Origin of the sequence: Mesorhizobium sp. WSM4313, from assembly GCF_002294725.1 — a bacterium.
Taxonomy (GTDB): Bacteria; Pseudomonadota; Alphaproteobacteria; order Rhizobiales; family Rhizobiaceae; genus Mesorhizobium.
In genome coordinates this window covers 508,070-531,824 of sequence record NZ_NSFT01000002.1, presented here as the reverse complement: position 1 = coordinate 531,824, position 23,755 = coordinate 508,070, and the positions used below count along the sequence as shown (strand labels likewise).

At 63.5% G+C, this 23,755-nt stretch carries 20 protein-coding genes and 1 pseudogene; 9 read left to right on the top strand and 12 right to left on the bottom strand.

The window, feature by feature from the left end; translation table 11 throughout:
- Positions 1-5: 5 nt before the first annotated feature.
- The gene (locus CK219_RS07240) at positions 6-455 is read right to left on the bottom strand and encodes a carbon monoxide dehydrogenase subunit G (RefSeq protein ID WP_095766210.1); all 450 of its coding nucleotides are present in this window, start codon (positions 453-455) and stop codon (positions 6-8) included.
- Between the two features lie 150 nt (positions 456-605).
- On the opposite strand from CK219_RS07240, the gene CK219_RS07235 reads away from it, so the two are divergent.
- Together CK219_RS07235 and CK219_RS07230 are read left to right on the top strand one after the other, a co-directional pair.
- Complete coding sequence (locus CK219_RS07235) at positions 606-2,411, top strand: IlvD/Edd family dehydratase (protein ID WP_095766052.1); 1,806 nt, start codon at positions 606-608, stop codon at positions 2,409-2,411.
- A 130-nt stretch (positions 2,412-2,541) separates the two neighbouring features.
- The gene (locus CK219_RS07230) at positions 2,542-2,940 is read left to right on the top strand and encodes a hypothetical protein (protein WP_095766051.1); all 399 of its coding nucleotides are present in this window, start codon (positions 2,542-2,544) and stop codon (positions 2,938-2,940) included.
- Between the two features lie 176 nt (positions 2,941-3,116).
- Here the strand turns inward: CK219_RS07230 and CK219_RS07225 are convergent, their stop codons facing one another.
- Both CK219_RS07225 and CK219_RS07220 read right to left on the bottom strand, forming a co-directional pair.
- Entirely contained in the window at positions 3,117-4,706 is a 1,590-nt protein-coding gene (locus CK219_RS07225) for a trimethylamine methyltransferase family protein (RefSeq protein WP_095766050.1), read from the bottom strand.
- Between the two features lie 223 nt (positions 4,707-4,929).
- Entirely contained in the window at positions 4,930-6,423 is a 1,494-nt protein-coding gene (locus tag CK219_RS07220; protein ID WP_095766049.1) for a PLP-dependent aminotransferase family protein, read from the bottom strand.
- Positions 6,424-6,820: 397 nt separating this feature from the next.
- Between CK219_RS07220 and pgi the strand changes: the two genes are divergently transcribed.
- Positions 6,821-8,464: a glucose-6-phosphate isomerase gene (gene pgi / locus CK219_RS07215; RefSeq protein WP_095766048.1), complete on the top strand. Its 1,644-nt coding sequence runs from the start codon at positions 6,821-6,823 to the stop codon at positions 8,462-8,464.
- A 6-nt stretch (positions 8,465-8,470) separates the two neighbouring features.
- Entirely contained in the window at positions 8,471-9,196 is a 726-nt protein-coding gene (locus CK219_RS07210; protein ID WP_095766047.1) for an HAD family hydrolase, read from the top strand.
- Between the two features lie 26 nt (positions 9,197-9,222).
- Here CK219_RS07210 and CK219_RS07205 read toward each other — a convergent pair whose 3' ends face one another.
- From CK219_RS07205 to CK219_RS07180, 6 genes and pseudogenes are all read right to left on the bottom strand, one after another.
- On the bottom strand, positions 9,223-9,777 hold the full coding sequence (locus tag CK219_RS07205) for an ABATE domain-containing protein (RefSeq protein ID WP_095766046.1): 555 nt from the start codon (positions 9,775-9,777) through the stop codon (positions 9,223-9,225).
- Positions 9,778-9,789: 12 nt separating this feature from the next.
- Positions 9,790-10,686 carry an EamA family transporter gene (locus tag CK219_RS07200; protein WP_095766045.1) on the bottom strand — a complete coding sequence of 299 codons (897 nt, stop codon included), beginning with the start codon at positions 10,684-10,686 and terminating at the stop codon, positions 9,790-9,792.
- Between the two features lie 10 nt (positions 10,687-10,696).
- A complete protein-coding gene (locus CK219_RS07195) occupies positions 10,697-11,023 on the bottom strand; it encodes a hypothetical protein (RefSeq protein ID WP_095766044.1) in 327 nt (108 codons plus the stop codon).
- 40 nt (positions 11,024-11,063) lie between these two features.
- Positions 11,064-11,940: pseudogene (locus CK219_RS07190) on the bottom strand (alpha/beta hydrolase).
- Positions 11,941-12,100: 160 nt separating this feature from the next.
- Entirely contained in the window at positions 12,101-12,802 is a 702-nt protein-coding gene (locus CK219_RS07185) for a 50S ribosomal protein L11 methyltransferase (RefSeq protein ID WP_245340412.1), read from the bottom strand.
- Entirely contained in the window at positions 12,799-14,757 is a 1,959-nt protein-coding gene (locus CK219_RS07180) for a long-chain fatty acid--CoA ligase (RefSeq protein ID WP_095766208.1), read from the bottom strand. Before CK219_RS07180 ends, CK219_RS07185 begins: the two co-directional genes overlap by 4 nt.
- Positions 14,758-15,216: 459 nt before the next feature.
- Here CK219_RS07180 and CK219_RS07175 point away from each other — a divergent pair, with 459 nt between their 5' ends.
- The 5 genes from CK219_RS07175 to CK219_RS07155 are packed head-to-tail and all read left to right on the top strand — an operon-like array spanning position 15,217 to position 20,456.
- Positions 15,217-16,815, top strand: a complete 1,599-nt coding sequence (locus CK219_RS07175) for an ABC transporter substrate-binding protein (protein WP_095766043.1) — start codon at positions 15,217-15,219, stop codon at positions 16,813-16,815.
- Positions 16,816-16,866: 51 nt separating this feature from the next.
- Positions 16,867-17,874: an ABC transporter permease subunit gene (locus tag CK219_RS07170; RefSeq protein ID WP_095766207.1), complete on the top strand. Its 1,008-nt coding sequence runs from the start codon at positions 16,867-16,869 to the stop codon at positions 17,872-17,874.
- A 1-nt stretch (position 17,875) separates the two neighbouring features.
- Positions 17,876-18,784: an ABC transporter permease subunit gene (locus tag CK219_RS07165; RefSeq protein ID WP_095766042.1), complete on the top strand. Its 909-nt coding sequence runs from the start codon at positions 17,876-17,878 to the stop codon at positions 18,782-18,784.
- Positions 18,784-19,635, top strand: coding sequence for an ABC transporter ATP-binding protein (locus CK219_RS07160; RefSeq protein WP_095766041.1), 852 nt, complete (start codon positions 18,784-18,786; stop codon positions 19,633-19,635). Before CK219_RS07165 ends, CK219_RS07160 begins: the two co-directional genes overlap by 1 nt.
- Entirely contained in the window at positions 19,632-20,456 is an 825-nt protein-coding gene (locus CK219_RS07155) for a dipeptide ABC transporter ATP-binding protein (protein ID WP_095766040.1), read from the top strand. Before CK219_RS07160 ends, CK219_RS07155 begins: the two co-directional genes overlap by 4 nt.
- A gap of 208 nt (positions 20,457-20,664) precedes the next feature.
- On the opposite strand, the gene CK219_RS07150 is transcribed toward CK219_RS07155, so the two are convergent.
- The 3 genes from CK219_RS07150 to CK219_RS07140 form a co-directional block, all read right to left on the bottom strand.
- Positions 20,665-21,951, bottom strand: coding sequence for a cysteine desulfurase-like protein (locus CK219_RS07150; RefSeq protein ID WP_095766039.1), 1,287 nt, complete (start codon positions 21,949-21,951; stop codon positions 20,665-20,667).
- A gap of 43 nt (positions 21,952-21,994) precedes the next feature.
- Positions 21,995-22,669, bottom strand: coding sequence for an amino acid ABC transporter permease (locus CK219_RS07145; RefSeq protein WP_095766038.1), 675 nt, complete (start codon positions 22,667-22,669; stop codon positions 21,995-21,997).
- 217 nt (positions 22,670-22,886) lie between these two features.
- Positions 22,887-23,684, bottom strand: a complete 798-nt coding sequence (locus CK219_RS07140) for an ABC transporter substrate-binding protein (protein ID WP_095766037.1) — start codon at positions 23,682-23,684, stop codon at positions 22,887-22,889.
- Between the last annotated feature and the right edge of the window lie 71 nt (positions 23,685-23,755).

Genomic DNA, 23,755 nt, shown 5'->3' with positions numbered 1-23,755 from the left:
GAGGGTCAGGCGCCGACCTTCTCGCCAAACGTCGAGAAGAACTGCCCTGCCAATTTCTTCGATGTCGATTCGATCAGCCGGCTGCCGAGTTGCGCGATCTTGCCGCCGACCTCGGCCTTGGCGGCGTATTTGAGCACTGTCGAGTCCGCCCCGTCGGCGGTCAGCGTCACGTCGGCGCCGCCCTTGGCGAAACCGGCAACGCCGCCCTTGCCTTCGCCCTGGATGGTGTAGGAATGCGGTGGCTTGAGGTTTTTCAGCGTGACTTCGCCGTTGAAGGTCGCCTTGATCGGGCCGATCTTGAGCACCACGGTCGCAGCCATGGCGGTGTCCGAATTCTTCTCGAGGCTCTGGCAGCCGGGAATCGCCACCTTCAGGATCTCCGGGTCGTTCAGGGCTTCCCACACTTTCCCGATGGGTGCGGCGATCCGCTCCTCGCCTTCGATCACCAAAGCCATCAAGACCTCCCGCATTGCTGATGCCGGTTGGTCGTAGCGCGCGGCCCGAAACAAGTCTATCGCACCAAAGTCCGGGTTCCGGCAGCGTCTGCCTCTTGCCTGCATGGACGCATTGTCCTATCGATTTGTCATACAAATACGGAGACCACCATGGCAGGCGCCCCCACCAAGAAGAAGAAATTTCGCTCGCAGGAGTGGTTCGACAATCCCGACAATCCGGGCATGACGGCGCTCTATCTCGAACGCTACCTCAATTACGGCCTGACGCGCGCCGAGCTGATGTCGGGCAAGCCGCTGATCGGCATCGCGCAGACCGGTTCCGACCTTTCGCCCTGCAACCGGCACCACCTCGAGCTCGCCAAGCGCGTGCGCGAGGGCATCGTCTCGATGGGCGGCATCCCATTCGAGTTCCCCTGCCATCCGATCCAGGAGACCGGCAAGCGCCCCACGGCCGCGCTCGACCGCAACCTTGCCTATCTCAGCCTGGTCGAAGTGCTCTACGGCTATCCGCTCGACGGCGTCGTGCTGACCATCGGCTGCGACAAGACGACGCCTGCCTTGCTGATGGCGGCGGCCACCGTCAACATCCCGGCGATCGCGCTTTCGGTCGGCCCGATGCTGAATGGCTGGCACAAGGGCAAGCGCACCGGTTCGGGCACCATCGTCTGGGAATCGCGCCAGCGGCTGTCGGCCGGCGAGATCGACTATGACGAGTTCATGGACATCGTCGCCTCCTCGGCGCCGTCGACCGGCTATTGCAACACCATGGGCACGGCGACCACGATGAATTCGCTGGCCGAGGCGCTCGGCATGCAATTGCCTGGCTCGGCCGCCATCCCGGCCCCATATCGCGAGCGCGGCCAGATTTCCTACGAGACGGGCAAGCGCATCGTCGAGATGGTGCATGAGGATCTGAAGCCGTCCGACATCATGACCCGCGAGGCGTTCGAGAACGCCATCGTCGTCAACTCGGCCATCGGCGGCTCGACCAACGCGCCGATCCACCTCAACGCCATCGCACGCCATCTCGGCGTGCCGCTCGACAATGATGACTGGCAGAAGATCGGCCTCGACATCCCGCTGCTGGTCAACCTGCAGCCGACGGGCGAGTATCTCGGCGAGGACTATCACCATGCCGGCGGCGTGCCGACGGTCGTCGCCGAACTGATGAAGGGCGGCCTGCTGCCGCATCCCGATGCCATCACCGCCAACGGCAGGTCGATGGGCGACAATTGCCGGGATGCCGTCAACGAGAATCACGACGTCATCCGCAGCGCCGATAAGCCGCTCAAGGCCAATGCCGGCTTCATCAACCTCAAGGGCAACCTGTTCGATTCCGCCATCATGAAGACCAGCGGCATCTCGCCCGAATTCCGTGAGCGCTACCTCTCCAACCCGAACGACCCGGAGGCCTTCGAGGGCAACGCCATGGTCTTCGACGGGCCGGAGGATTACCACGCCCGCATCGACGATCCGGCGCAGGGCATCGACGAGCACACGATCCTGTTCATGCGCGGCGCCGGTCCGGTCGGCTATCCGGGCGGCGCCGAGGTGGTCAACATGCAGCCGCCGGCCTACCTGATCAAGAAGGGCATCCACGCCCTTGCCTGCATCGGTGACGGCCGCCAGTCCGGCACGTCGGGCTCCCCGTCGATCCTCAATGCCTCGCCTGAAGCTGCGATCGGAGGCGGGCTGGCGCTGCTCAAGAGCGGCGACCGCGTCCGCATCGACCTGAAAAAGGCCACGGCCAATATCCTCGTCAGCGACGAGGAGATCGCCAAGCGGCGCGCCGCGCTGCAGGCCAATGGCGGCTATCACTATCCCCAGCACCAGACGCCATGGCAGGAGATCCAGCGCGGCATGGTCGACCAGTTCTCGGCCGGCATGGTGCTGAAACCGGCGGTGAAATACCAGGACGTCGCCCATACCAGCGGCGTGCCGCGCGACAATCACTAAGCCTATTTATTCGGCCGATCAAAGGGGCGGCTTGCCGACGGCGAGCCGCCCTTTTCTGTTGCCCTTGTTTCATCTCCAAGGAACCCACAGATAAGCTCGACCTCGGCAGCTCAGGAAGGGACAGATCATCGTGGCGAAACGGCGCTCTTCCCTCGGCTTTCTCGGCATGTTCGGCCGCTCCGGCGATCTGCGCCAGCTCGACGACGCATTGCGTGCGGCCGACCTGCATCCGGCGCTGGTACCAGAGGGCGTGAAACTCACCATCGTCAATTTGATGAACGACCGCTGGCCCGATGAGCCGCCGGCGGACGCCTATGCATCCGTGGCGCAGCTCTGCGGCTATTGCGTCGCCGGACGCCATGTGTTCGAGCAGGCCAACGGCCGCGAGCCGACATTGCAGGTCGAGCGCCGCATCGAGGCGGCGCTCGAGGCCGGCGACAGTTTCGACGCGCAGATCGTGCTGATGACGCTGCACGCTAAGCTGATCAACGCCGAGGTCGTCGAGCGCTACGGGCTGAGCGCGGAATGATCAGACGAACAGGACGCGTTGAGCTTTCGGTCAGGCCGAGTCGAAAATGGCGGGTTCCGAGAACCGGTCTATGCCGGCCGTAGCCTTTATAGAGCGGAGACATCTAAGAGAGCTTCGGCCGGCGAAGGCCGGAAGCGCAGGAAGGCATCGTTTGCAGGCCGGCCTTCACCTGAATATTAGCCGCCCATCTTGCTGCGCGGCAGCTTGATCATCTCGCCGAAGCGGGCGCGCAATTTGTCGTCGAGCAGGCGCGAGACGTGGCGCGGGAAGCGCTCGGCAAGCACGCGCTTCTTCTCCGCGATCGCCCGCGACAGGATGTCGGGCCGGCCCTTTTCGTTCCATTCCTTGGGCGAGAAACGGTCGCCGACGGCGGGATAGAAATATTCCGTCTGCATCAGCTTCAGCGTCTGATCGTTGCCGAGATAATGGCCGGGGCCCTTGAGGCAGACATCGGCGATGGTATCGATCGACAGCGCATCGTCGGTCACCTCGATGCCGCGCACGCAGCGCAGGCAATGTCCGAGCATATCGTTGTCGATGATCAGGCTTTCGAGGCAGAAGCCGAGCAGCGAGGCGTGCATGCCGGCCGATTCATAGACCAGGTTGAGGCCGGACAAGCCCGCCATGACATTGGTGATGCCCTTCTCATAGCCGGCCTGGATGTCGGGCAGCTTCGAGTCCGACATGCCGGCGGCCGAGCCGCCGGGCAGGTCGTAATATTGCGCCATCTGCGCGCAGGCCGCGGTCAACACTGCTTGCTCGGCCGAGCCGCCGGACATGGCGCCGGTCCTGAGATCGGACACGAACGGCCAAGTGCCGAAGATCGCCGGATGTCCAGGCTTGACGGCATTGACATAGACCAGGCCCATCAGCACTTCCGCGACCGCTTGCACGACGGCGCCGGCAATGGCGGCAGGTGCGGTGGCGCCGGCCTGGCCGGCCGACAGAAGCAGGATCGGAATGCCGCCTTCGACGCAGGCCTCCAACACGCCGCAGGCGTCCTCGGCGAACTTCATCGGCGGCACGACGAAGCAGTTCGAGTTCGACACGAACGGCCGCGCCCGGAAATTCTCCTCCCCGCCGGCGATTGCATAAAGCATTTCCAGCGCTGGCTTGACGTTCTCGCGCACGGTGAACGAGGTGCCGACATGCTTGGACGTCCCCATCACGCAGGCATAGAGCGTGTTGAAATCCATATCGAGCGGGTCGGGAATGTCGCGCGGCACCATGGTGCGCTGGAAGAAGTGGATGTTGTCCAACCCATCGACGAGACGGGCGGCGTCGTAGAGGTCCTGCAGCAGCGATTCGCGATATTCGCGCTTCTCGACATCGACCAGATGCACCGCCGCGCCCGCCGTGCCGTAATGCACGCGTTTGCCCTGGATCAGCATGTCGTGCTTCGGATCCTGGCCATGGAGGGTGAAGTTGCGTGCGGCCTTTTTGATCGTGTCCAGCACCAAGGCGCGCGGCAGCCGAACGCGGCCGTCATCGCCATAGATGCCGCCGACCCGGGTCAGCGCCTCGATGCAGGACGGGATGGCATTGGCGAAGCCGACCGTTTCCAGGAGCGTCAGCACCGCTTCGTGGATCCGTTCGCGGTCATTCTGGCTCAATGGGCCATAACTGCCGCCTTCAAGCCCCGGCCGCACCGGACGGATGTCGTCGGCCAAGGGCGCTGCCCGCATCGCGCGGCGCGCTTCGCGCCCGCCGGACCGCCGCGAACGCTGGTCCGACGACGATTCCTGCTTCTCGAGAGCCACTGACATGGAAGCACTCCACCTTTGTCTTTATCTGCAAGGCGGGCGCGGCGGCGGTTGGTCCACCATCGGCCTGCCTCGTCCCCTTCTGGCTCCGACTATGCCGCCGGCATTGGTACAGCCTATGGGCCAAGCAATCCCGTCGAATATGCCAGAATGCTAAAGCGGCAAACATGCGCCCAAACAAAAAAAGCCGGCGCGGCGCCGGCTTTTTTCAGGAGGTCTGTGGCGATCAGGCGGCCGCGGGCCTGCGTCCGGCGGCGGTAGCGAGTTCGCGGATGCCCGGCTCGATATGCTGCAGCGAGATCGAGGAGATGCCCAAGCGCATGAAACGAGAGGGCTTTTCGCTGCGATCGAAGAACCGGTCGCCGGGTTCGATGATGACGCTGCGCGAAGCGGCCGCTTCCGCAAGGCCGCGTGAATCAGTGCCGCGCGGCCCTTCCAGCCAGAGCGATGTGCCGCCCGCCGAGTCGGTCGAACGCCACTCTGGCAAGAAGGCGGAAATCGCATGGACCAGACGCTTGCGCCGTTCGTCGAAGGCGGTGGAAAGCCTGCGCACCAGCGCCTCGTGATGGCCGAGCGACAGGAACAGCGCGACGGCGCGCTGGTTGTTCGCCGGCGGGTGCCTGAGCATGAAGCGGCGCAGTGCGCGAAGCTCGGCGATCAGCCCGGCCGAGGCGACGATGTAGCCAAGCCTGAGACCCGGAGCCAGCGTCTTCGACATCGAGCCGACATAGATCACGCGGCCGGAACGATCGAGGCTCTTCAACGCCTGCTGCGGTGCCTCGTCGAGCAGCTGGCTGTCATAGCCGTCCTCGATAATGATCTGGTTGTTGCGGTTGGCGCGCGCCAGGAGATCCTGCCGCCGCTCCGCCGACAACGGCACCATGGTCGGGCAGTGGTGGCTGGGCGTGACGAAGACGAAGCCGGAATCGCTGGGGATCGCCGAGGTCACGATGCCCGACTGGTCGACCGGAACCGGCTGGATATCGGCGCCGGCCAGCCGGAAGATCGAGCGGGCGTCAGGATAGCCCGGGTCTTCCATGGCCACCTTCGAGCCCTTGGTCATTAGCAGCGACGCAAGCATGTAAAGTGCGTTCTGCGCGCCCAGCGTCACGATGATCTCGTCCGGATTGGCGAAGATACCGCGCCGCGGCAGAAGCCTGGCCTGGATCTGTTCGATCAGCAGCGGGTCGTCGCGATCCACCATGTCGGACGCCCAGTTGCGGATCTCGAGCACCGCCAGCGCCATGCGGTTGCACTCGCGCCATTCGGCGGTCGGAAACAACGCCGGATCGAACTGGCCGTAGACGAACGGATAGGAGGACTTGATCCAGTTGTCGTGCTTGGCCGGCGGCGGCATGTCGCTCGCGGCGATCTGCCGGCGCGCCTTCCAGTCGATCTCATTCTGCTGGTCGGGCGCCTTCTGGTGCGGCTTGGCGGGAGTGGCCAGCACGTCCGGATTAACGAAATGGCCGCGCCGTTCGCGCGCCACCAGGAAGCCCTGGTCGACCAGCTGCTGGAAGGCGAGCACCACCGTGCCGCGGGCAACCCCGAGTTTTTCCGCAAGAATTCGGCACGACGGCAACGGCATCGAGGCGGCGATCTGTCGGTCGAGAATGGCCGCGACGATCGCCTGGCGGATCTGCGCCTGGAGGGTTTGGCCGGATTCAGCCGAAATCCGGAACAGGCCGGACCATATGGCCGTGTCATTGCGCTGTGGCATGGGAAATCTTCCTCGGACGGCCAGCTGTTTTCACTTGGCTGGACCAGTGGAGTGTATGGGTGGCATAAGGTGTTGCGCCAATCAATTTTTCTGATCGCTGGGATTTATGCCAGTGATCTATCAAGCGCGACGCGAAGCGTCGTCGCGGCGCGTTTAAGGCGCGATGCGCAGCATCGTCGCCCCTACGATGCGAAGCGTTGTCGCCCGCACCGAACAGCACCCTCGCGGCGAAATCCTCCATCCTCACCGTCCAACACTCCCTTCATTAAACCGTGATGCAGTGCGGCAAAGGCGCGCTTGAACGAAATGGAAATCGGCTCGATAGAATGACGCGCCGACACGCGCCGGAAACATCCGGCCTGTTAAAATGGTCTAAAAACCCGCCAGGAGCCCGCCAGTGGATCAGTCAGCCTTCGACAAGCAGGTCACCGCTCTGCGTGAGCAGCGTGCGGCGGCCAGGGGCACAATGCGCGAGGCCTTCGCCGCCGATCCCAAGCGCTTCGAGACATTCTCCGCCACTGATGGGGACCTTCTGCTCGACTGGTCGAAATGCGCGGTCGACGCAAATACGATGACGATGCTGGAAAAGCTCGCCGCCGCCGCCGATCTCGCGGGGCGCCGCGCCGCCATGTTCGAGGGCAAGAAGATCAACATCACCGAGAACCGCGCTGTGCTGCACACCGCGCTGCGCAACCTGACCGGCAAGAGCGTGATCGTCGACGGCCAGGACACCAAGGCCGATGTGATCGCCGTGCTCGACGCCATGGGCGCCTTCGCCGACGCCATCCGCTCCGGCAAGGCGGCCGGCGCCACCGGCAAGAAGATCACCGACATCGTCAATATCGGCATCGGCGGCTCCGATCTCGGCCCGGCGATGGTGACGCTGGCGCTCGCGCCCTATCATGACGGGCCGCGCGCGCATTACGTCTCCAATGTCGACGGCGCCCATATCCATGACACGCTGAAGGGTCTGTCTGCCGAGACGACTTTGTTCATCATCGCCTCCAAGACCTTCACCACGGTCGAGACGATGACGAATGCGCAGACGGCGCGCGATTGGGTGCAGAAGGCGTTGGGCAAGGAAGCGGTCGGCAAGCATTTCGCCGCCGTCTCGACCGCCCTCGACCTGGTGGCGAAGTTCGGCATCGAGCAGGACCGTGTCTTCGGCTTCTGGGACTGGGTCGGCGGCCGCTATTCGGTCTGGAGCGCCATCGGCCTGCCGGTGATGATTTCCGTCGGCCCGCGCAATTTCCGCGCCTTCCTCGACGGCGCGCATGAGATGGACGAGCATTTCCGCTCGGCGCCGATGCAAAAGAACCTTCCGGTGCTTCTGGGGCTGATCGGCTGGTGGCATCGCGTCGTCTGCAAATATCCGGCCCGCGCCGTCATCCCTTACGACCAGCGCCTGTCGCGCCTGCCGGCCTATCTGCAGCAGCTCGACATGGAATCGAACGGCAAGAGCGTCGCGCTGGACGGCACTGCGGTCGCCACGCCGACCGGCCCGCTGGTCTGGGGCGAGCCCGGCACCAACGGCCAGCATGCCTTCTTCCAGCTCCTGCATCAGGGCACCGACTTTATTCCGGTCGAATTCCTCGCCGCCGCCGTCGGTCACGAGCCCGAATTGAAACACCAGCATGATCTTTTGCTCGCCAACTGCCTGGCGCAGTCGGAGGCCTTCATGAAGGGGCGCACGCTGGAAGAGGCGCGCGCCCAGATGCTGGCCAAGGGCATGAAGCCGGCCGACGTCGACCGCATCGCGCCGCACCGCGTCTTCTCGGGCGATCGCCCCTCGCTGACCATTCTCTACAGAAAGCTCGACCCGCGCACGCTCGGCCGGCTCATCGCGCTTTACGAGCACCGCGTCTTCGTCGAAGGCACGCTGTTCAATATCAATTCCTTCGACCAATGGGGCGTCGAGCTCGGCAAGGAACTGGCGACAGGCCTGCTGCCTGTCGTGGAAGGCAAGGAGACTGCCGCAAAACGCGACGCCTCGACTGCCGGTCTGGTGGGACATATCCACCAATTGCGCGGCGCGGAGTAAACGGGATTGGCGGATATCAAGGGAATATTGTTCGACAAGGACGGCACGCTTGTCGACTTCAACGCAACGTGGCTCGGCGTCGCCGACTTCATGGCGATGGATGCCGCCGAGGGCGATCGCTGGAAAGCCGATCGGTTGCTCGCCGCCGCCGGCTTCGACTTCGTCACGAAACGCTTCAAGCCGGATTCGATCTTCGCCTCCGGCTCGAACATGGACGTCGTCGAGCTCTGGTTTCCGCGCCTGTCCGAGGAAGACCAGATGCACGCCGTTTCCCGCTTCAACGAGATCACCTCGGCGCAAGGTTCGGCTATGGCGGTCGCACTGCCGGGCGTCGTCGACTCGTTGCGGGCCTTGCACAAACGATCCTATCGCATGGGCGTCGCCACCAACGATTCGACCAGCGGCGCGGAAAAGACGCTCGCTACGCTGGGCATCGCGCAGCTCTTCGATGCCGCCTTCGGCTATGACGCCGTTGCCAACTCCAAGCCGGCGCCCGACACGGTCGTCGCTTTCTGCGACCTGACCGGGTTGAGGCCCGGCGAGATCGCCATGGTCGGCGACAACCGACACGATCTCGAAATGGCGCGCGCCGGCGGCTGCGGCCTGGCGGTGGGCGTGCTCTCCGGCACCGGCACGCGCGACTCGCTGGCGCCGATGGCGGACGTCGTTCTGGATTCGGTCGCCGACCTGCCGGATTTTCTGACTGCGCGGGTGAACGTGCCGGCGGGTTAGACCGGGCGCCGTCCCGGGAAGACGCCTCAATCAGCCATTCTCCGATGCGACTGCTTCTTGGCCCGATTGCCGCAGCTGTTCATCTCGCACCACCGTCGCGAACCGTTCTTCGTGCGATCTATGAAAAGCCAGCGGCAGTCGTGCGGCGGGCATTGTTTGAGACGCGATAGTTCGTCGCCGCGAAGCAGGTCGAGAGCCGACCACGCGATTGCCCCGGTGATGCGATTGGCGCCTCGGAAATGCAACGACACCGGCGATCCAGCGAGCGCGGCGGTTCTGAGCGCTTCGGCCGCGTATTTTCGGATGGTATCGAGCGCGGCAGCGGGAGGTTCGTCGCCATGAGCGATTGCCGCGCCGGCGTCGTTTACGGCGCGGCGAAGGGCGAGAACGTCTTTGACCAAAGCTTTGTGGTCGGCCGAAGGAAGCGCGAAATCATCGTCGATCAGGCCCGTTTGCTTTGACCACGCCAGGATGTCCGCCGCCGTCGCGAGATGGTCGATTTCCCGGTCGGTGCCGCGCCGACTGATGGTGTTGGCGAGGTCAAGGGCCAGGTTGCCGGCGATACGATGGGGAAATGACATCGGCGACGGCTTTCATTTCCTCGCTGCGTTGGGGCGGTCGCGCCCAAACAACGCCAATCCTGCGGCTACCAACAACAGTGCGGCGCCGCCGATCTCGGCCGCTCCGACCTTTTCGCCGAACAGCCAAACGCCTACGGCCAGTGCAACGATGGGCGAGATGAAGGCATAGAGCCCGGCGCGGGCGGTGCCCCATTGTTCAAGCAGACGCAGATAGATCGTGTAGGCTACGATGGTTCCGAGGAGGGAGAGGAACAACAGGCTTGCCGCAGCCGGAGCGACGTCGATTTTTCCTGGCAGCGTCCCCGAAACCTCGCCCAGAAGGAAGGAGACGACGATCAGCGCCGCGCCGCCGAGAACGGCGTGGATCGCGGTGAGCGTCAGGGGCTTGATCGGGCCGATCAGCGGCCGCGCAATGACGCTCCCCGCGCAGTAGCACGCCGTGCCGGCCACGATAGCGGCAAGGCCCAATCCGTTTCCGGATTCCTGCTCGACAAGACGCGTCCAGAAGAGGCCAAGGAGACCTGTGCAGCCGAGCGCCAGCGCCAGGCCGTGCCGCCAAGTGGGCCGCTCTTCTCTGAGCAGGACTGCCAAGCCAAACAGAAGCACCGGAACCAGCGCGAGATTGACCAAGCCGGATAGGCCGGACGGGACCGTTTGCATGCCCCAGAACAGCAGTCCGTAGGTTCCGGCATTCGTCAGCAGGGCCGATATGATGACTCGCATCGACCGGCCTTCCGCGAAGGCCGATAAGGCTCCCTGTGTCCAAAATGCCAGGATTCCCGCGGTCAGCAGATAGCGCAGCCCCGCCAGAAGGATCGGGGGAACGCCGGCCTCCAGGCCGATCTTGACTGCCGCCCAGGTCAGCCCCCAGATCAGCGCCATGAGCCCGAACAGGGCGAGGTTGCTCATGACGGCAACGTCAGCGCAGATTCTGATCGTCGACGAGGATGCGATGGATCTCGATGCGCTCGGGCAGTTCGATCAGAAATTCGGCGTCGCGGTCCAGATGGTGGACTTTGATCGGGTCGCCCTTGGTGAAAGCGGTCATCGCCTCGATGTCGGGCCAGTAGGAGATGGTCGTGAACCAGGTCTCCTCTTCCCGGTCCTCGCGAAAGAGCTGGACGCCGAGCGCAACCCGCTGAAGCGGAGGAATGCCTTCTGCCTTCAAATAGGTTTCGTAGCTGTTCGCGACGTCGCGACGGGTGCGGCCGCGCCAGATGCGTGCGATGGTTGGTTTCGTCGCCATGTTCGTCTCCTTGGGTTCTGGATGTGGCGGAGAGCCGTGCTTACGGCAGCGTTCGCGAGAGGAAGTCGCGCACCAGCCGCAGGGCTTCCTCGAAATGTGTTTCCAACAGCCAATGGCCGGCCTCGTCGAGGATGTGCAGTTCTGCATCCGGGAGGTCGCGCCGATAGGCGAGCGCCGACTGCTCGGGCATGTAGCCGTCCTGCGGTCCCCAGACGATCAGCGTCGGCGGACGGTGCTCGCGCAGATAGGATTGGTATCGCGGGAACCATTCGATGTTCTGCTCGAGCTTTTCCATCAGCCGGACCGACACCGCCTTCCGGATCGGTGTTCATGAGCGGCCAATGCAGCTTCCACAGATCCGGAGGGACGCGGCTGGCGACGTCCTCGGAGACCTCGCCGATGAACTCCTCGCGGAATCCCTCCTCGCTCACCGCCTCCTCGAGTGGACGGTGTCTCTCGACCGATTTGTCCGCCCACCAGGCTTTGATCGTCTCGTATTTCGGCCCGAGCACGTCCTCGTAGATGTCGCCGTTCTGGATGATCAGCGCCGCGATCCTGTCGGGATGCGCTATCGCGTGACGGAGGCCGATCTGAGAACCGTAATCGTGGAGCCAGAGCGCATAACGCTCCAAATGCAGCGCATCGGCAACGTCAGCGAGAACGCCGGCATAGGCGTTGAAATCATAGTCGAACTCGGCGGGGTCCGGTGTGTCGCTGTAGCCGAATCCAGGCCAGTCGAATGCTACTGTTCGCCAGCGGTCGGCCAAGCCCGGCATCAGGCGTCTGAACTGGTAAGACGAGCACGGGTAGCCATGCGGCAAAAGAAGAACGGGAGCATCGGGCGGCCCTGCTTCCCGCAGAAATATCGTGTGGCCGCCGATCTTTGATCGACGGTGATTTGTGTCGTGGATTTCCATGACTGCTCCGTCTCATCGTTCTATCCGTTAGAACTGGTAAAACGGGTTTAGCTGGTCCCTGTTCCGAGCTTTGCTCTCGGAACCATGAATAAGAAATTGCTGTATGACCGGTGGCGCCCGAGGTGAGGCGAGGGGGGTTGCTGGACTCCTTAGTCGCCCTTTATCGGACAAAAGCGAACACCGCGCTGGGCCTGGGTTCGCTGCCGCCGTTTCCGCCGACATCCGGCACGTGATATTCGCCGAGCAGGCAAAGCCGTGGTCTGGGCAGCCAGGCGCGGCCGGGATCGCCGACCAGCACATCGATGCCGGCGGCGAGGCAGCGGTCGAGGAACGGCATCATCCGCTGCCCGACATCCTGCGCGTAGAAGACGTCGCCGGCGAGCACCAGGTCGACCACCGGCGGGGGGCCGTCGGTGAGGTCCTCGTCGTGTATCTCGATGGCGACGCCGTTGGCTTGCGCGTTGAGGCGGAGCGCCACGACGCCGTTGCGGTCGATCTCCGCTGCGATCACTGCGCTCGCGCCGGCTTTTGCCGCAGCGATGCCGACCAGTCCCGAGCCGGCGCCGAGGTCGAGCACGCGTTTGCCGGCTACGATCGACGGACGGTCGAGGATATAGCGTGCCAGCACGGTGCCGCCGGCCCAGGCATAGGCCCAGTAGGGCGGCTGTGGGTCAGGCCGGCTTCCGTCGCTCTCGTCTTCCGGTTCGAGCAGCCGCCGCAGTCCGCTGCCGGGATGCGCCTGATAGAGTAGCACCTCCGGCACTGACGGCACCGGCGCCAGCCGCATGTTCGCCTTGATGAATTCCGCCGGATCGAGCCGCTTGTCTCGCTCCCATGCCTTGCCGGCGGAACAATCGCTCAAACCTGGTCCCGCAGCGCCCGCCGCAGGATCTTGCCGACCGGTGTCTTCGGCAACTCGGTGCGGAATTCGATGAATCTCGGCCGCTTGTAGCCGGTCAGGTTCTCGCGGCAATAGGCCATCAACGTCTCGACGGTGAGCGCCGGATCCTTCTTCACCACGAACAATTTAGGCACCTCGCCGGAATGCTCGTCCGGCACGCCGATGGCCGCCACTTCGAGCACGCCGGGGTGATGCGCCACCACCTCTTCCAGTTCGTTGGGATAAACGTTGAAGCCGGAGACCAGGATCATGTCCTTCTTGCGGTCGACGATCTTGGTGTAGCCGCGCTCGTCCATGAAGCCCATGTCGCCGGATTTGAAGAAGCCGTCCTTGGTCGTTGCCTTGGCGGTCTCGTCGGGCCGGTTCCAGTAGCCGGCCATAACCTGGGGGCCGCGGATGCAGATCTCGCCCACTTCGCCGAGCGGCACGTTGTTGCCGTCGTCGTCCCGAATGGCGATCTCGGTCGAAGGCAGCGGCAGGCCGATCGTGCCGGTGAAATCGGCCGAGCTGAACTTGTTGGCGGTCGCCACCGGCGAGGTTTCAGAGAGCCCATAGCCTTCGCTCACCGGACAGCCGGTCAGCGCCTTCCAGCGCTCCGCCACGCCCTTCTGCACCGCCATGCCGCCGCCCAGCGTCAGGATCAGCGGCTTGAAGTCCAGCTTGCGGAACTCCTCATTGTTGAGCAGCGCGTTGAACAGCGTGTTGAGGCCGGGGAAGATGTGCATCGGGTATTTCGCCAGTTCCTTGACGAAGCCCCGGATGTCGCGCGGGTTGGGGATCAGCACATTCTGCGCGCCCTGCTGCATGCCCATCAGCGCGTTCACCGTCAGCGCGAAGATGTGATAGAGCGGCAGCGCGCAGATGAAGTTGAGATGCGCCGGCTTCGGCTTGACCGTATAGGCGTCCTCTACCCACAGCGAATTCTGCGCGACGTTCGAAAGCACGTTGCGATGCAGCAGCACCGCACCCTTCGAGACGCCGGTGGTGCCGCCCGTATATTGCAGGAAGGCGATGTCGTCGCCGGAGACCGTCGGCGGCTTGAAGGCGATGCTCGCGCCGGTCTTGAGCACGGCGTTGAATTTGACATGGCCAGGCAGCGACCATGCCGGAACCATCTTCTTAACCCGTCGCACCACGAGGTTGACGATGGCGCCCTTGAGTCCGCCCAGCATGTCGCCCATGGCGGCGACGATGACATGCTTCACCGACGTCCTGGCGATCACCGCCTGCAGCGTGCCGGCGAAGTTCTCGAGGATGACGATCGCGTGCGCGCCGGAATCCTTCAGCTGGTGTTCCAGCTCGCGCGGCGTGTAGAGCGGGTTGACGTTCACCACCGTATAGCCGGCGCGCAGTATGCCCATCATCGCCACCGGATATTGCAGCACGTTCGGCATCATCAGCGCCACGCGCGCGCCCTTCTCCAGGCCTCTCGCCTGCAGATAGGCGCCGAACGCGGACGACAGCCGTTCGACCTCGGCATAGGTGATCGACTTGCCCATGCATACGAAAGCCGGCCGCCCGGCGAATTGCTTGCAGGCGCCGACGAGGAACTCGCCGATGGACTTGTAGGGCAGGGCGCCGATCTCGGCCGGCATGTTCTTGGGATAGCTTTTCAGCCACGGCTTTTCCGGCAGGCCGACGGTGAGCTCGGTGATCGCCTTCGGCAGGCTCTTCGAGGCAGGCTTCGCGTTGCCCGTCGCTGGCGCCGTCTTCGCGGCGGGCGACTTCGCGGCCGCTTTTCCGGCTTTTGCCGCCGCGGGCTTGGCAGCGGCCGGCTTTGGGGCTGATTTTGCGGGTTTTGCGGTCGTCTTCGCCTTCGGTGCGGCTGCGGCCTTGGCAGTCTTGGGCGCATCGCTTGCGGCGGCGCCCTTGGCCTTTGCGTTCACCGGGGCTGTCGTCTTGGCTGCTTTTGCCACCTGTCTCTCCCTGTCGCCTTCGATCTCGGCGCCCGCTTCCAGGGAAGCGTCCTCCACGCCGTCGCGGATTTTCGGGAAATCCCGCCCACAGTCTATGTATTGCCTCTATCGGCGACGGTGCAAGCCTTGCCCCAGCGGCAGGGCGGGGAAAGATTTGCCGTCGAAATCCGATGATCCGGACACCTTCCGCAGCATGTCCGGCGGCGGGCAGATCTCCGGCAGTCGGGGCCTGTCGGCTCGTTTTAACATGTGGGGCGATCAATAAAAAAATGCCGTCGTTAATAATGTTGTGAGCAGAAAAAACTACTCATTTTTTCTGCGGTTTGAGCAAACGCTAGATTCTTTTCCTGCTTCCCATGGGGTACGCAAACGAGGTGTTCCAAAGGCGAAGAAACGGTGCTTATATGCGCCCTTCGCGAGCCTGATAGAGGGGCTTGAGAGAACATCAGGGAGTGGTCAATGAAAAAGACAATGACTTTTGCAGCCGCGTTGCTGGCTGCAAGCGTCCTCAGCGGCATGGCCAGTGCTAAGACGCTCGTTTATTGCTCGGAAGCGTCGCCGGCCAATTTCGATCCGGGTACGACGACCGGCGGCAACGACTTCGACGCGTCTTCGCGCACCGTCTATTCCCGCCTGGTCGAATTCAAGCATGGTGGCACCGAGATCGAGCCTGGTCTGGCCGACAAGTGGGAAATCTCCGACGATGGCCTGGTCTATACTTTCCATCTGCATCCGGGCGTGAAGTTCCAGACCACCGACTATTTCAAGCCGACGCGCGACCTCAACGCCGATGACGTCGTCTTCTCGTTCGATCGCCAGTTCAACAAGCAGAACCCGTGGAACGGCGACAAGTATCTGCCGAACCTCACTTGGGACTATTACACCGGCATGGACATGCCGAAATACGTCGCCAAGTGGGAGAAGGTCGATGACCTCACCGTCAAGCTGACGCTGACCGAGCCGAACGCGCCGATGCTGGCCAATCTCGGCATGGATTTCGCCTCGATCGTGTCGAAGGAATATGCCGACCAGCTCCAGAAGGACGGCAAGATGGCCGACTTCTCGACCAAGCCGGTCGGCACCGGTCCGTTCCAGTTCGTCGACTACCAACTGGATTCGGTCATCCGCTATGCTGCCAATCCCGACTATTTCAAGGGCAAGGAAAAAATCGACGATCTCGTCTTCGCCATCACGCCTGACGCGACCGCCCGCATCCAGAAGGTGCTCGCCGGCGAATGCGACGTCGCGCCCTATCCGAACCCGGCCGACATCGCCACCATCAAGACCAACAAGGACGTGACGCTGATGGATCAGGCCGGCCTGAACATCGGCTATATGAGCTACAACACCACCATCCCGCCGCTCGACAAGCCGGAAGTGCGCCATGCGCTCAATCAGGCGATCGACCGGGAGGCCCTGATAAAGTCGCTGTTCCAGGATGCCGGCGCGACGCCCGCCGAGAACCTCATCCCGCCGACCATGTGGTCGTGGAACAAGGACGTGAAGACCGATACCTACAATCCGGAAGCGGCCAAGAAGGTTCTCGCCGATGCCGGCCTGAAGGAAATCCAGCTCTGGGCTGCCGACCGCGTTCGTCCTTACAATCCGAACTTCCAGCGCGCGGCTGAGCTGATCCAGGCCGACTGGGCCAAAGTCGGCGTCAAGGCGAACATCGTCAACTACGAGTGGACGAAGTATCGCGAGGAAGGCAAGAAGAAGGACCGTCCCGGCGCCTTCCAGATCGGCTGGACCGGCGACAATGGCGATCCGGACAATTTCTTCGCCACTCTCTTCGCCTGCTCGGCCATCGGCGTCTCGAACTACTCCAGCTGGTGCGACAAGGATTTCGAGGACCTGATCCAGAAAGCCAAGAAGACCAGCGACCAGGCCGAGCGCACCAAGCTCTATGAGCAGGCGCAGGTGATCTTCGCCAAGCAAGCGCCCGCTTTCCTGCTGGCTCATAGCCAGGTTTACGCGGTCGTTCGCAATAATGTCACCGGCTTCAAGATGGACCCGCTCGGCATTCACCGTTTCGACGGCGTTGACAAGTCCGAGTAATATTGCGAACGGGGCGGCGCAGCTTCCAGCGCCGCCCCGTTCCATTTGATGATGCTCCGATATCTTCTCAACAAAATCGCCCTCCTGATTCCGACCCTGGTCGGCATCACCATCTGTGCCTTCGCCTTTGTCCGGCTGCTGCCGGGCGATCCGATCCTCGCCATGGCCGGCGAGCATGGCGTCGCCCCCGCCCGCTACGAAGAGCTGAAGCAACAGTTCGGCTACAATCTGCCGATCTGGGAGCAGTATGCGCGCTATGTCGGTGAGGTCGCCACCGGCGATTTCGGCGTTTCCATCTCGTCCAAGCGGCCGGTTCTCGAGGAGTTCAAGACGCTCTTCCCGGCGACGCTGGAACTGTCCTTCTTCGCCATGGTCTTCGCCATGGTGATCGGCATTCCCGCCGGCATTTTTGCCGCCGTCAAGCGCGGCTCATGGTTCGACCAGTCGCTGATGGGCACGGCCCTTGTCGGTTACTCCATGCCGATCTTCTGGTGGGGCCTGCTGCTCATCATCTTCTTCTCGGGCTATCTCGGCTGGACGCCGGTCTCGGGCCGCATCGGCCTGCAGTTCTTTTTCAAGCCGATCACCGGCTTCATGACCGTCGACAGCCTCCTCTATGGCAAGTGGGATGCATTCCGCTCCGCGCTTAGCCATCTCGTCCTGCCGGCGATCGTGCTCGGCACCATTCCGCTGGCGGTGATCGCGCGCCAGACGCGCTCGGCCATGCTCGAGGTGCTGGGCGAGGACTATGTCCGCACCGCGCGCGCCAAGGGCCTTTCGGCAGCGCGCGTCATCGGCGTGCATGCGCTTCGCAACGCGCTTATCCCGGTCGTCACCACCATCGGCCTGCAGGTCGGCACGCTGCTTGCGGGCGCCATCCTCACCGAGACCATCTTCGCCTGGCCGGGCATCGGCAAGTGGATGGTCGATTCCATCTTCAAGCGCGACTATGTCGTCGTGCAGTCGGGTCTGCTTTTGATCGCGCTCATCGTCATGGCGGTGAACCTCATCGTAGATGTGCTCTATGCCGTCATCAACCCACGCATCAGGGCGGCATAAGATGACCCAGACCGAAATCGCCCCGATGGCCGCCGGCAGTCCGGATCGGCTCACAGGCCTCAAGACCTTCTGGCACTATTTCTCCGTCAACCGCGGCGCCGTCATCGGCCTGTTCGTCTTCCTCCTTTTGGTGCTCGCCGCGCTGTTCGCGCCGCTGCTCGCGCCTTATGCGCCCGACGTCCAGGACAAGACCGCGTTTCTGCGGCCCCCCGCCTGGCAGGCCGGCGGCTCGACGCAATATCTGCTCGGCACCGACCCGGTCGGCCGCGACATCCTCTCGCGCCTTCTCTACGGCGCGCGCTTCTCGCTGCTGATCGGCGCCGTGGTGGTCACGCTGGCGCTCACCGGCGGCATCACGCTCGGCCTGCTGGCCGGCTATTTCCGCGGCTGGGTCGACGTTGCGATCATGCGCGTCATGGACCTGATCCTGGCCTTTCCGTCGCTGCTCCTGGCGCTGGTGCTTGTCACCATCCTCGGCCCGGGCCTGTTCAACGCCATGCTGGCGATCGCATTGGTCCTGCAGCCGCATTTCGCCCGCCTGGTGCGTGCCGCCGTGATGGCCGAGAAGAGCCGCGAATATGTCGTGGCGGCGAAGGTCGCCGGCGCCGGCCATCTGCGGCTGATGCTCGCCACCATCCTGCCCAACTGCCTGGCGCCTTTGATCGTCCAGGGCACGCTGTCCTTCTCCAATGCTATCCTGGAAGCCGCCGCGCTCGGCTTCCTTGGCCTCGGCGCCCAGCCGCCGACGCCGGAGTGGGGTACCATGCTGGCCACAGCGCGCGAATTCATCCTGCGCGCCTGGTGGGTGGTGACCTTCCCGGGTCTTGCCATCCTCATTACCGTGCTTGCCATCAACCTTGTCGGCGACGGCCTGCGCGATGCGCTCGATCCCAAGCTCAGGAGGTCGTAATGGCGCTGCTCGACATCCAGAACCTCGTCGTCGAATTCCAGACCGCGTCCGGTCCGTTCCGCGCCGTCGACGGCGTCTCGCTCCATGTCGACGAGCGCGAGGTGCTCGCCATCGTCGGCGAATCCGGCTCCGGCAAGTCGGTGTCGATGCTGGCCGTGATGGGCCTGCTTCCATGGACGGCGACCGTTACCGCCGACCGCATGGCTTTCAACGGCCGCGATCTGTTGAAGATTGACCCGGCCGACCGCCGTAAGATCATCGGCAAGGACATTGCCATGATCTTCCAGGAGCCGGTCGCCAGCCTCAATCCCTGCTTCACCGTCGGCTTCCAGATCGAGGAAGTGCTGCGTTTCCATATGGGCATGGACAAGGCCGAGCGCCGGGCGCGCGCCATCGAGCTTTTCAAGCAGGTCGGCATTCCGGAACCGGAGGAGCGGCTGAATTCCTTCCCGCACCAGATGTCGGGCGGCCAGTGCCAGCGCGTCATGATTGCCATGGCGATCGCCTGCAATCCGAAGCTGTTGATCGCCGACGAGCCGACCACCGCGCTCGACGTCACCATCCAGAAGCAGATCCTCGACCTGCTGGTCTCGCTGCAGGCCAAATACGGCATGGGCCTGATCATGATCACCCACAATATGGGCGTGGTCGCCGAAACCGCCGACCGCGTTATCGTCCAGTACAAGGGCCGTAAGATGGAAGAGGCCGACGTGCTGTCGCTCTTTGAATCGCCGAAGAGCAACTATACGCGCGCGCTGCTCTCGGCGCTGCCGGAGAACGCCGTCGGCGACCGGCTGCCGACCGTCTCCGACATGCTGTTCGAGCCCGCACCTTCAGGAGCCGGCGCATGACCAAGGTCGTCGAAGGCAAGGACATCAAGCGCGACTACCATGTCGGCGGCGGCCTGTTCCGCGGCGCGCGCACCGTCCATGCGGTGAAGGGCGTGTCCTTCAGCGTCGAGAAGGGCAAGACGCTTGCCGTCGTCGGCGAGAGCGGCTGCGGCAAGTCCACGCTCGCCCGCATCATCACGCTGATCGATCCGGCCACCTCAGGCGAGCTCTTCATCGACGGCAACAAGGTCGATATCGCCAGGGACGGGCTCACTAAGGAAATGCGCCGCAAGGTGCAGATCGTGTTCCAGAATCCTTATGGCTCGCTCAATCCCCGCCAGAAGATCGGCGATGTGCTGGGCGAGCCGTTGCTCATCAACACCGACAAGCCTGCCGAAGAGCGGCGCGACCTGGCGATGAAAATGCTGAAGAAGGTCGGGCTGGGACCGGAGCATTACAACCGCTATCCGCATATGTTCTCGGGCGGCCAGCGCCAGCGCATCGCCATTGCCCGGGCGCTGATGCTGAACCCGAGCCTCCTGGTGCTCGACGAGCCGGTCTCGGCGCTCGACCTCTCCGTGCAAGCGCAGGTGCTGAACCTGCTTGCCGACCTGCAGGACGAGTTCCAGCTGACCTATGTCTTCATCAGCCACGACCTCTCGGTGGTCCGCTATATCGCCGACGACGTGATGGTCATGTATTTCGGCGAAGCCGTCGAATACGGCCCGCGCGACGAGGTCTTCTCCGATCCCAAGCACGCCTACACCAAGACGCTCTTCGCCGCGACGCCGCGCGCCGACATTGCCAGCATCAAGGCGCGGCTGGCGAAGAAGGCGGCGTAGGCCTCCTGCTTCGTCATTCTAGGGCGGAGCGCCGCGAAGCGGCGCGAAGACCCTAGAATCCATGCCGGTACCTCAGCCGAAGAATGCAGCGGAGTAGAATTTCTGCACCGTGAGCGGCGCTCTCACGTCACGGCATGGATCCTCGGGTCTGCGCGCGTCGCTTCGCTCCTTGCTTCGCCCGTGGATGACGACGCGGAGGTGGTCGGGATCACCGCAACTTCGCAATAATCGCCCGCAGTGCTTCCCCAAACCGGCGCACCTCTTCCACCGTGTTGTAATGCACCAGCGAGGCACGAATGGCGCCGCTGTCCATCGACAGATTCAGCCGCTTCATCAGCCGCGGCGCATACATGTGGCCGTCGCGTATGCCGATCTGCATGGCGGCCATCTCCTCGACGATCCGCTGCGGCGACAGCTTGCCGATGTTGAAGCAGAAGGTCGGCACGCGCTCGGTGATGCGGGCCTCGTCAGCGACGCCGTAGATCGTGGCATTGCAATCCTTCAGCACCTTCAGCATTGCGCGCGCCAGCATCAGCTCATAATCGCGGATGGCGTTCATGCCGGCGACGATGTTGTCGCGGCGCGAGCGGTTGTTTTCGGGAAGGAAGTTGCGGCCGATCGATTCCAGATAGCGCACCGCCGCGTCCATGCCGGAGACGTTCTCATAGATGAAGGTGCCGGCCTCGACCTTGTAGGGCGGCTCGTCGGGAATGAAGTCCTCGCGGAAGGTCGGCAGCCGCTTCAGCGTGTCGAAGCGGCCCCATAGGAAGCCCATATGCGGCGAGAAATTCTTGTAGCCGGAGCAGACGAGATAGTCGCACTGCCAGGCTTGCACGTCGATCAGCCCATGCGGGCCGTAATGCACGCAATCCAGGAACACTTCGGCGCCGGCCGCATGCGCGATCCTGGCCACCGCGGCGACGTCGACGATCGAGCCGATCGAATGCGCCGTCACCGTGCAGGCGACGAGCCGGGTACGCTCCGACACCAGCGGCTTGAGGTCGTCGACGTGCAAATTGCCGTCCTCGCGCATGCGCCACCATTTGAACTTGGCGCCGGCGGATTCCAGCGCCAGCCAAGTGGCGATGTTGGCGTCGTGATCCATGTCGGTAACGACGATCTCGTCACGCCCCCCAGGATCTTTCGCGAGCATCTGGCCGATGCCGAGGCTGACCAGGCGGATGAACGAGGTGGCGTTCATGCCGAAGCAGATTTCGGACGGACTATAGGCATTGATCAACAGCGCCACACTCTCGCGTGCGTCGGCGACCGACTGATCGACGGTGACGCTGCGGCCATAGCGGCCGCCGCGCTGCACATTGTGTGAAACCAGGTGATTGGTCACGGCATCCAGCACGCTTTGCGGGATCTGCGCGCCGGCGGCATTGTCGAGGAAGATGAAGTCGCCCGCCTGTTGAAGCGCCGGAAACATGGCGCGGATCTTCTCGACCGGGAACGCGGCGGCGTTGGTATTGTCGGACTGGTGCTTGTTCACGGGCAGGCTCCTGCGGGGGACTTGGACGATCGGTGGACGGGGTTCAGCGCGTCTTCTCGGTCTGGAAGCGGCGCTCGAGCAGGCTGACGAGGCGCACCATCGGCCAGAGGAAGATGAGGTAGACAAGCGCCGCGCCGATCAGCGGCGAGGGATTGGCGTAGAGCGACTGCGCATTGGTCGCTTCCTTGAGCAGTTCCGGCAGCGCCACGGTCGAGGCGAGCGAGGTATCCTTGAACATCGAGACGCAGTTGCTGGTCATCGGCGGGATGACCACGCGGATCGCCTGCGGCAGCACGACCTTGCGCAGGGTCAGCATGAACGGCAGGCCAAGCGCCTGCGCCGCCTCGAACTGGCCGCGCGGAATGCTCTCGATGCCGGAGCGAAATACCTCGGCCGAGTAAGCCGACATGATGATGGCGAAAGCCGTCACGGCGGACGCCCAGGACGACAGGCGTATGCCGAGGAAGGGCAGCGCGTAGTAGATCAGGATCAAAACCACCAGCACCGGCAAAGCGCGAAAGATGTCGGTGTAGCCGACTGCGAGCAGCCGCAGCGGCTTCGGCGCATAGAGCCGCACGAGGCTGATCGCCAGCCCCGCCGCGATGCCGATGACGATGCTCATCACCCCAAGCAGCAGCGTGTTGAGAAAGCCGCGCAGCAGCGCCGGCAGGCTGGCTGCAATAACGCCGGGATTGAAAAAGGTGTCGATCAGCGACATGGGAGCGTTCCCGAACCGTTTTGCGTCCAGAGCAATTCCACGAAAAGTGCGAAACGGCTTTTCGTCCGCAATTGCATCAAATCAAGGAGACAGACGCCAGAGCCAGGCACCGACACCGATTTTGCCGCACCGGCTTCGGCGATGGCAGGGCTCATGGGTGAAAAAAACGGACGTGCCGGCCTCTCGCGCCGGCACGTCCTGTTGTGTTCGTCGCCGCTCAGGCCTTGGGCAGCGGCATTTCCTTGACCGTGGAGGAGTCTGCCGGAGCATCGCTGTCGAACCACTTCTTGTGGATCGCGGCCAGCGTCCCGTCCTTCTTCATCGCGGTCAGCGCGTCGTTCAGCTTGCCGAGCAGCGGGTGGTCCTTGGTCATCATCAGGCCGTATTGCTCGCCGGTCTTGATGCGTTCCTTGACGACGAGATCCTTCATCTTCTTGAAGGAATATTGCATGCCGGGGATATCGCTGACGGCGGCATCGACGCGGCCGGCGCTGAGGTCGAGCAACAGGTTCTGCTGCGTGTCATAGCCCTTCACGTCGCTGAAGCCGTCGGCCTGCTGATGGTCCTTGACCCAGGTTTCGCCGGTGGAACCGGAAAGCACGCCGACGACCTTGCCCTTGAGGTCCGCCTCGGTGCTGATCGGGCTGTCGGCCTTGGTGGCGATGCCCATGTCGGAGTCATAATAGGGCTGCGTGAAGGACTGCGACTTCAGCCGCTCCTGCGTGATGGTGATCGAGGAGATGGCGACGTCAATGCGCTTGGAGGTGGTAGCGGCGAACAGCGCCTGGAACCCGAGATCGGCGATGTCGGTGGTCATGCCGATGCGCTTGGCCGCCTCGTTGACGATGTCGACCTCGAAACCCTCGAAGGTGCCGCTCTCGTTCTTGTATTCGAAAGGCGGATTGGTCGGGTAAGCGCCGACATTGAGCGCATCCGCGGCGTTAGCGGTGGCGGGGCCGGCGGCGATGCCGATAGTGGCGGCCATGAGAAGCAGGTTGCGACGAGTAAAGCTCATTTCTGTTCCCTCTGTTGTTAAACGGGCGGGTTCGACCCGCACGGCTTTTTGCCGCCCCGCTTTCGGCAGGG

What these genes read in the sequence shown, in the direction of transcription:
- CK219_RS07240 (WP_095766210.1), bottom strand. Translation starts at nt 455, where the DNA reads ATGGCTTTGGTGATCGAAGGCGAGGAGCGGATCGCCGCACCCATCGGG.
- CK219_RS07235 (WP_095766052.1), top strand. Translation starts at nt 606, where the DNA reads ATGGCAGGCGCCCCCACCAAGAAGAAGAAATTTCGCTCGCAGGAGTGG.
- CK219_RS07225 (WP_095766050.1), bottom strand. Translation starts at nt 4,706, where the DNA reads ATGTCAGTGGCTCTCGAGAAGCAGGAATCGTCGTCGGACCAGCGTTCG.
- CK219_RS07220 (WP_095766049.1), bottom strand. Translation starts at nt 6,423, where the DNA reads ATGCCACAGCGCAATGACACGGCCATATGGTCCGGCCTGTTCCGGATT.
- CK219_RS07205 (WP_095766046.1), bottom strand. Translation starts at nt 9,777, where the DNA reads ATGTCATTTCCCCATCGTATCGCCGGCAACCTGGCCCTTGACCTCGCC.
- CK219_RS07200 (WP_095766045.1), bottom strand. Translation starts at nt 10,686, where the DNA reads ATGAGCAACCTCGCCCTGTTCGGGCTCATGGCGCTGATCTGGGGGCTG.
- CK219_RS07195 (WP_095766044.1), bottom strand. Translation starts at nt 11,023, where the DNA reads ATGGCGACGAAACCAACCATCGCACGCATCTGGCGCGGCCGCACCCGT.
- CK219_RS07175 (WP_095766043.1), top strand. Translation starts at nt 15,217, where the DNA reads ATGAAAAAGACAATGACTTTTGCAGCCGCGTTGCTGGCTGCAAGCGTC.
- CK219_RS07170 (WP_095766207.1), top strand. Translation starts at nt 16,867, where the DNA reads ATGCTCCGATATCTTCTCAACAAAATCGCCCTCCTGATTCCGACCCTG.
- CK219_RS07165 (WP_095766042.1), top strand. Translation starts at nt 17,876, where the DNA reads ATGACCCAGACCGAAATCGCCCCGATGGCCGCCGGCAGTCCGGATCGG.
- CK219_RS07160 (WP_095766041.1), top strand. Translation starts at nt 18,784, where the DNA reads ATGGCGCTGCTCGACATCCAGAACCTCGTCGTCGAATTCCAGACCGCG.
- CK219_RS07155 (WP_095766040.1), top strand. Translation starts at nt 19,632, where the DNA reads ATGACCAAGGTCGTCGAAGGCAAGGACATCAAGCGCGACTACCATGTC.
- CK219_RS07145 (WP_095766038.1), bottom strand. Translation starts at nt 22,669, where the DNA reads ATGTCGCTGATCGACACCTTTTTCAATCCCGGCGTTATTGCAGCCAGC.
- CK219_RS07140 (WP_095766037.1), bottom strand. Translation starts at nt 23,684, where the DNA reads ATGAGCTTTACTCGTCGCAACCTGCTTCTCATGGCCGCCACTATCGGC.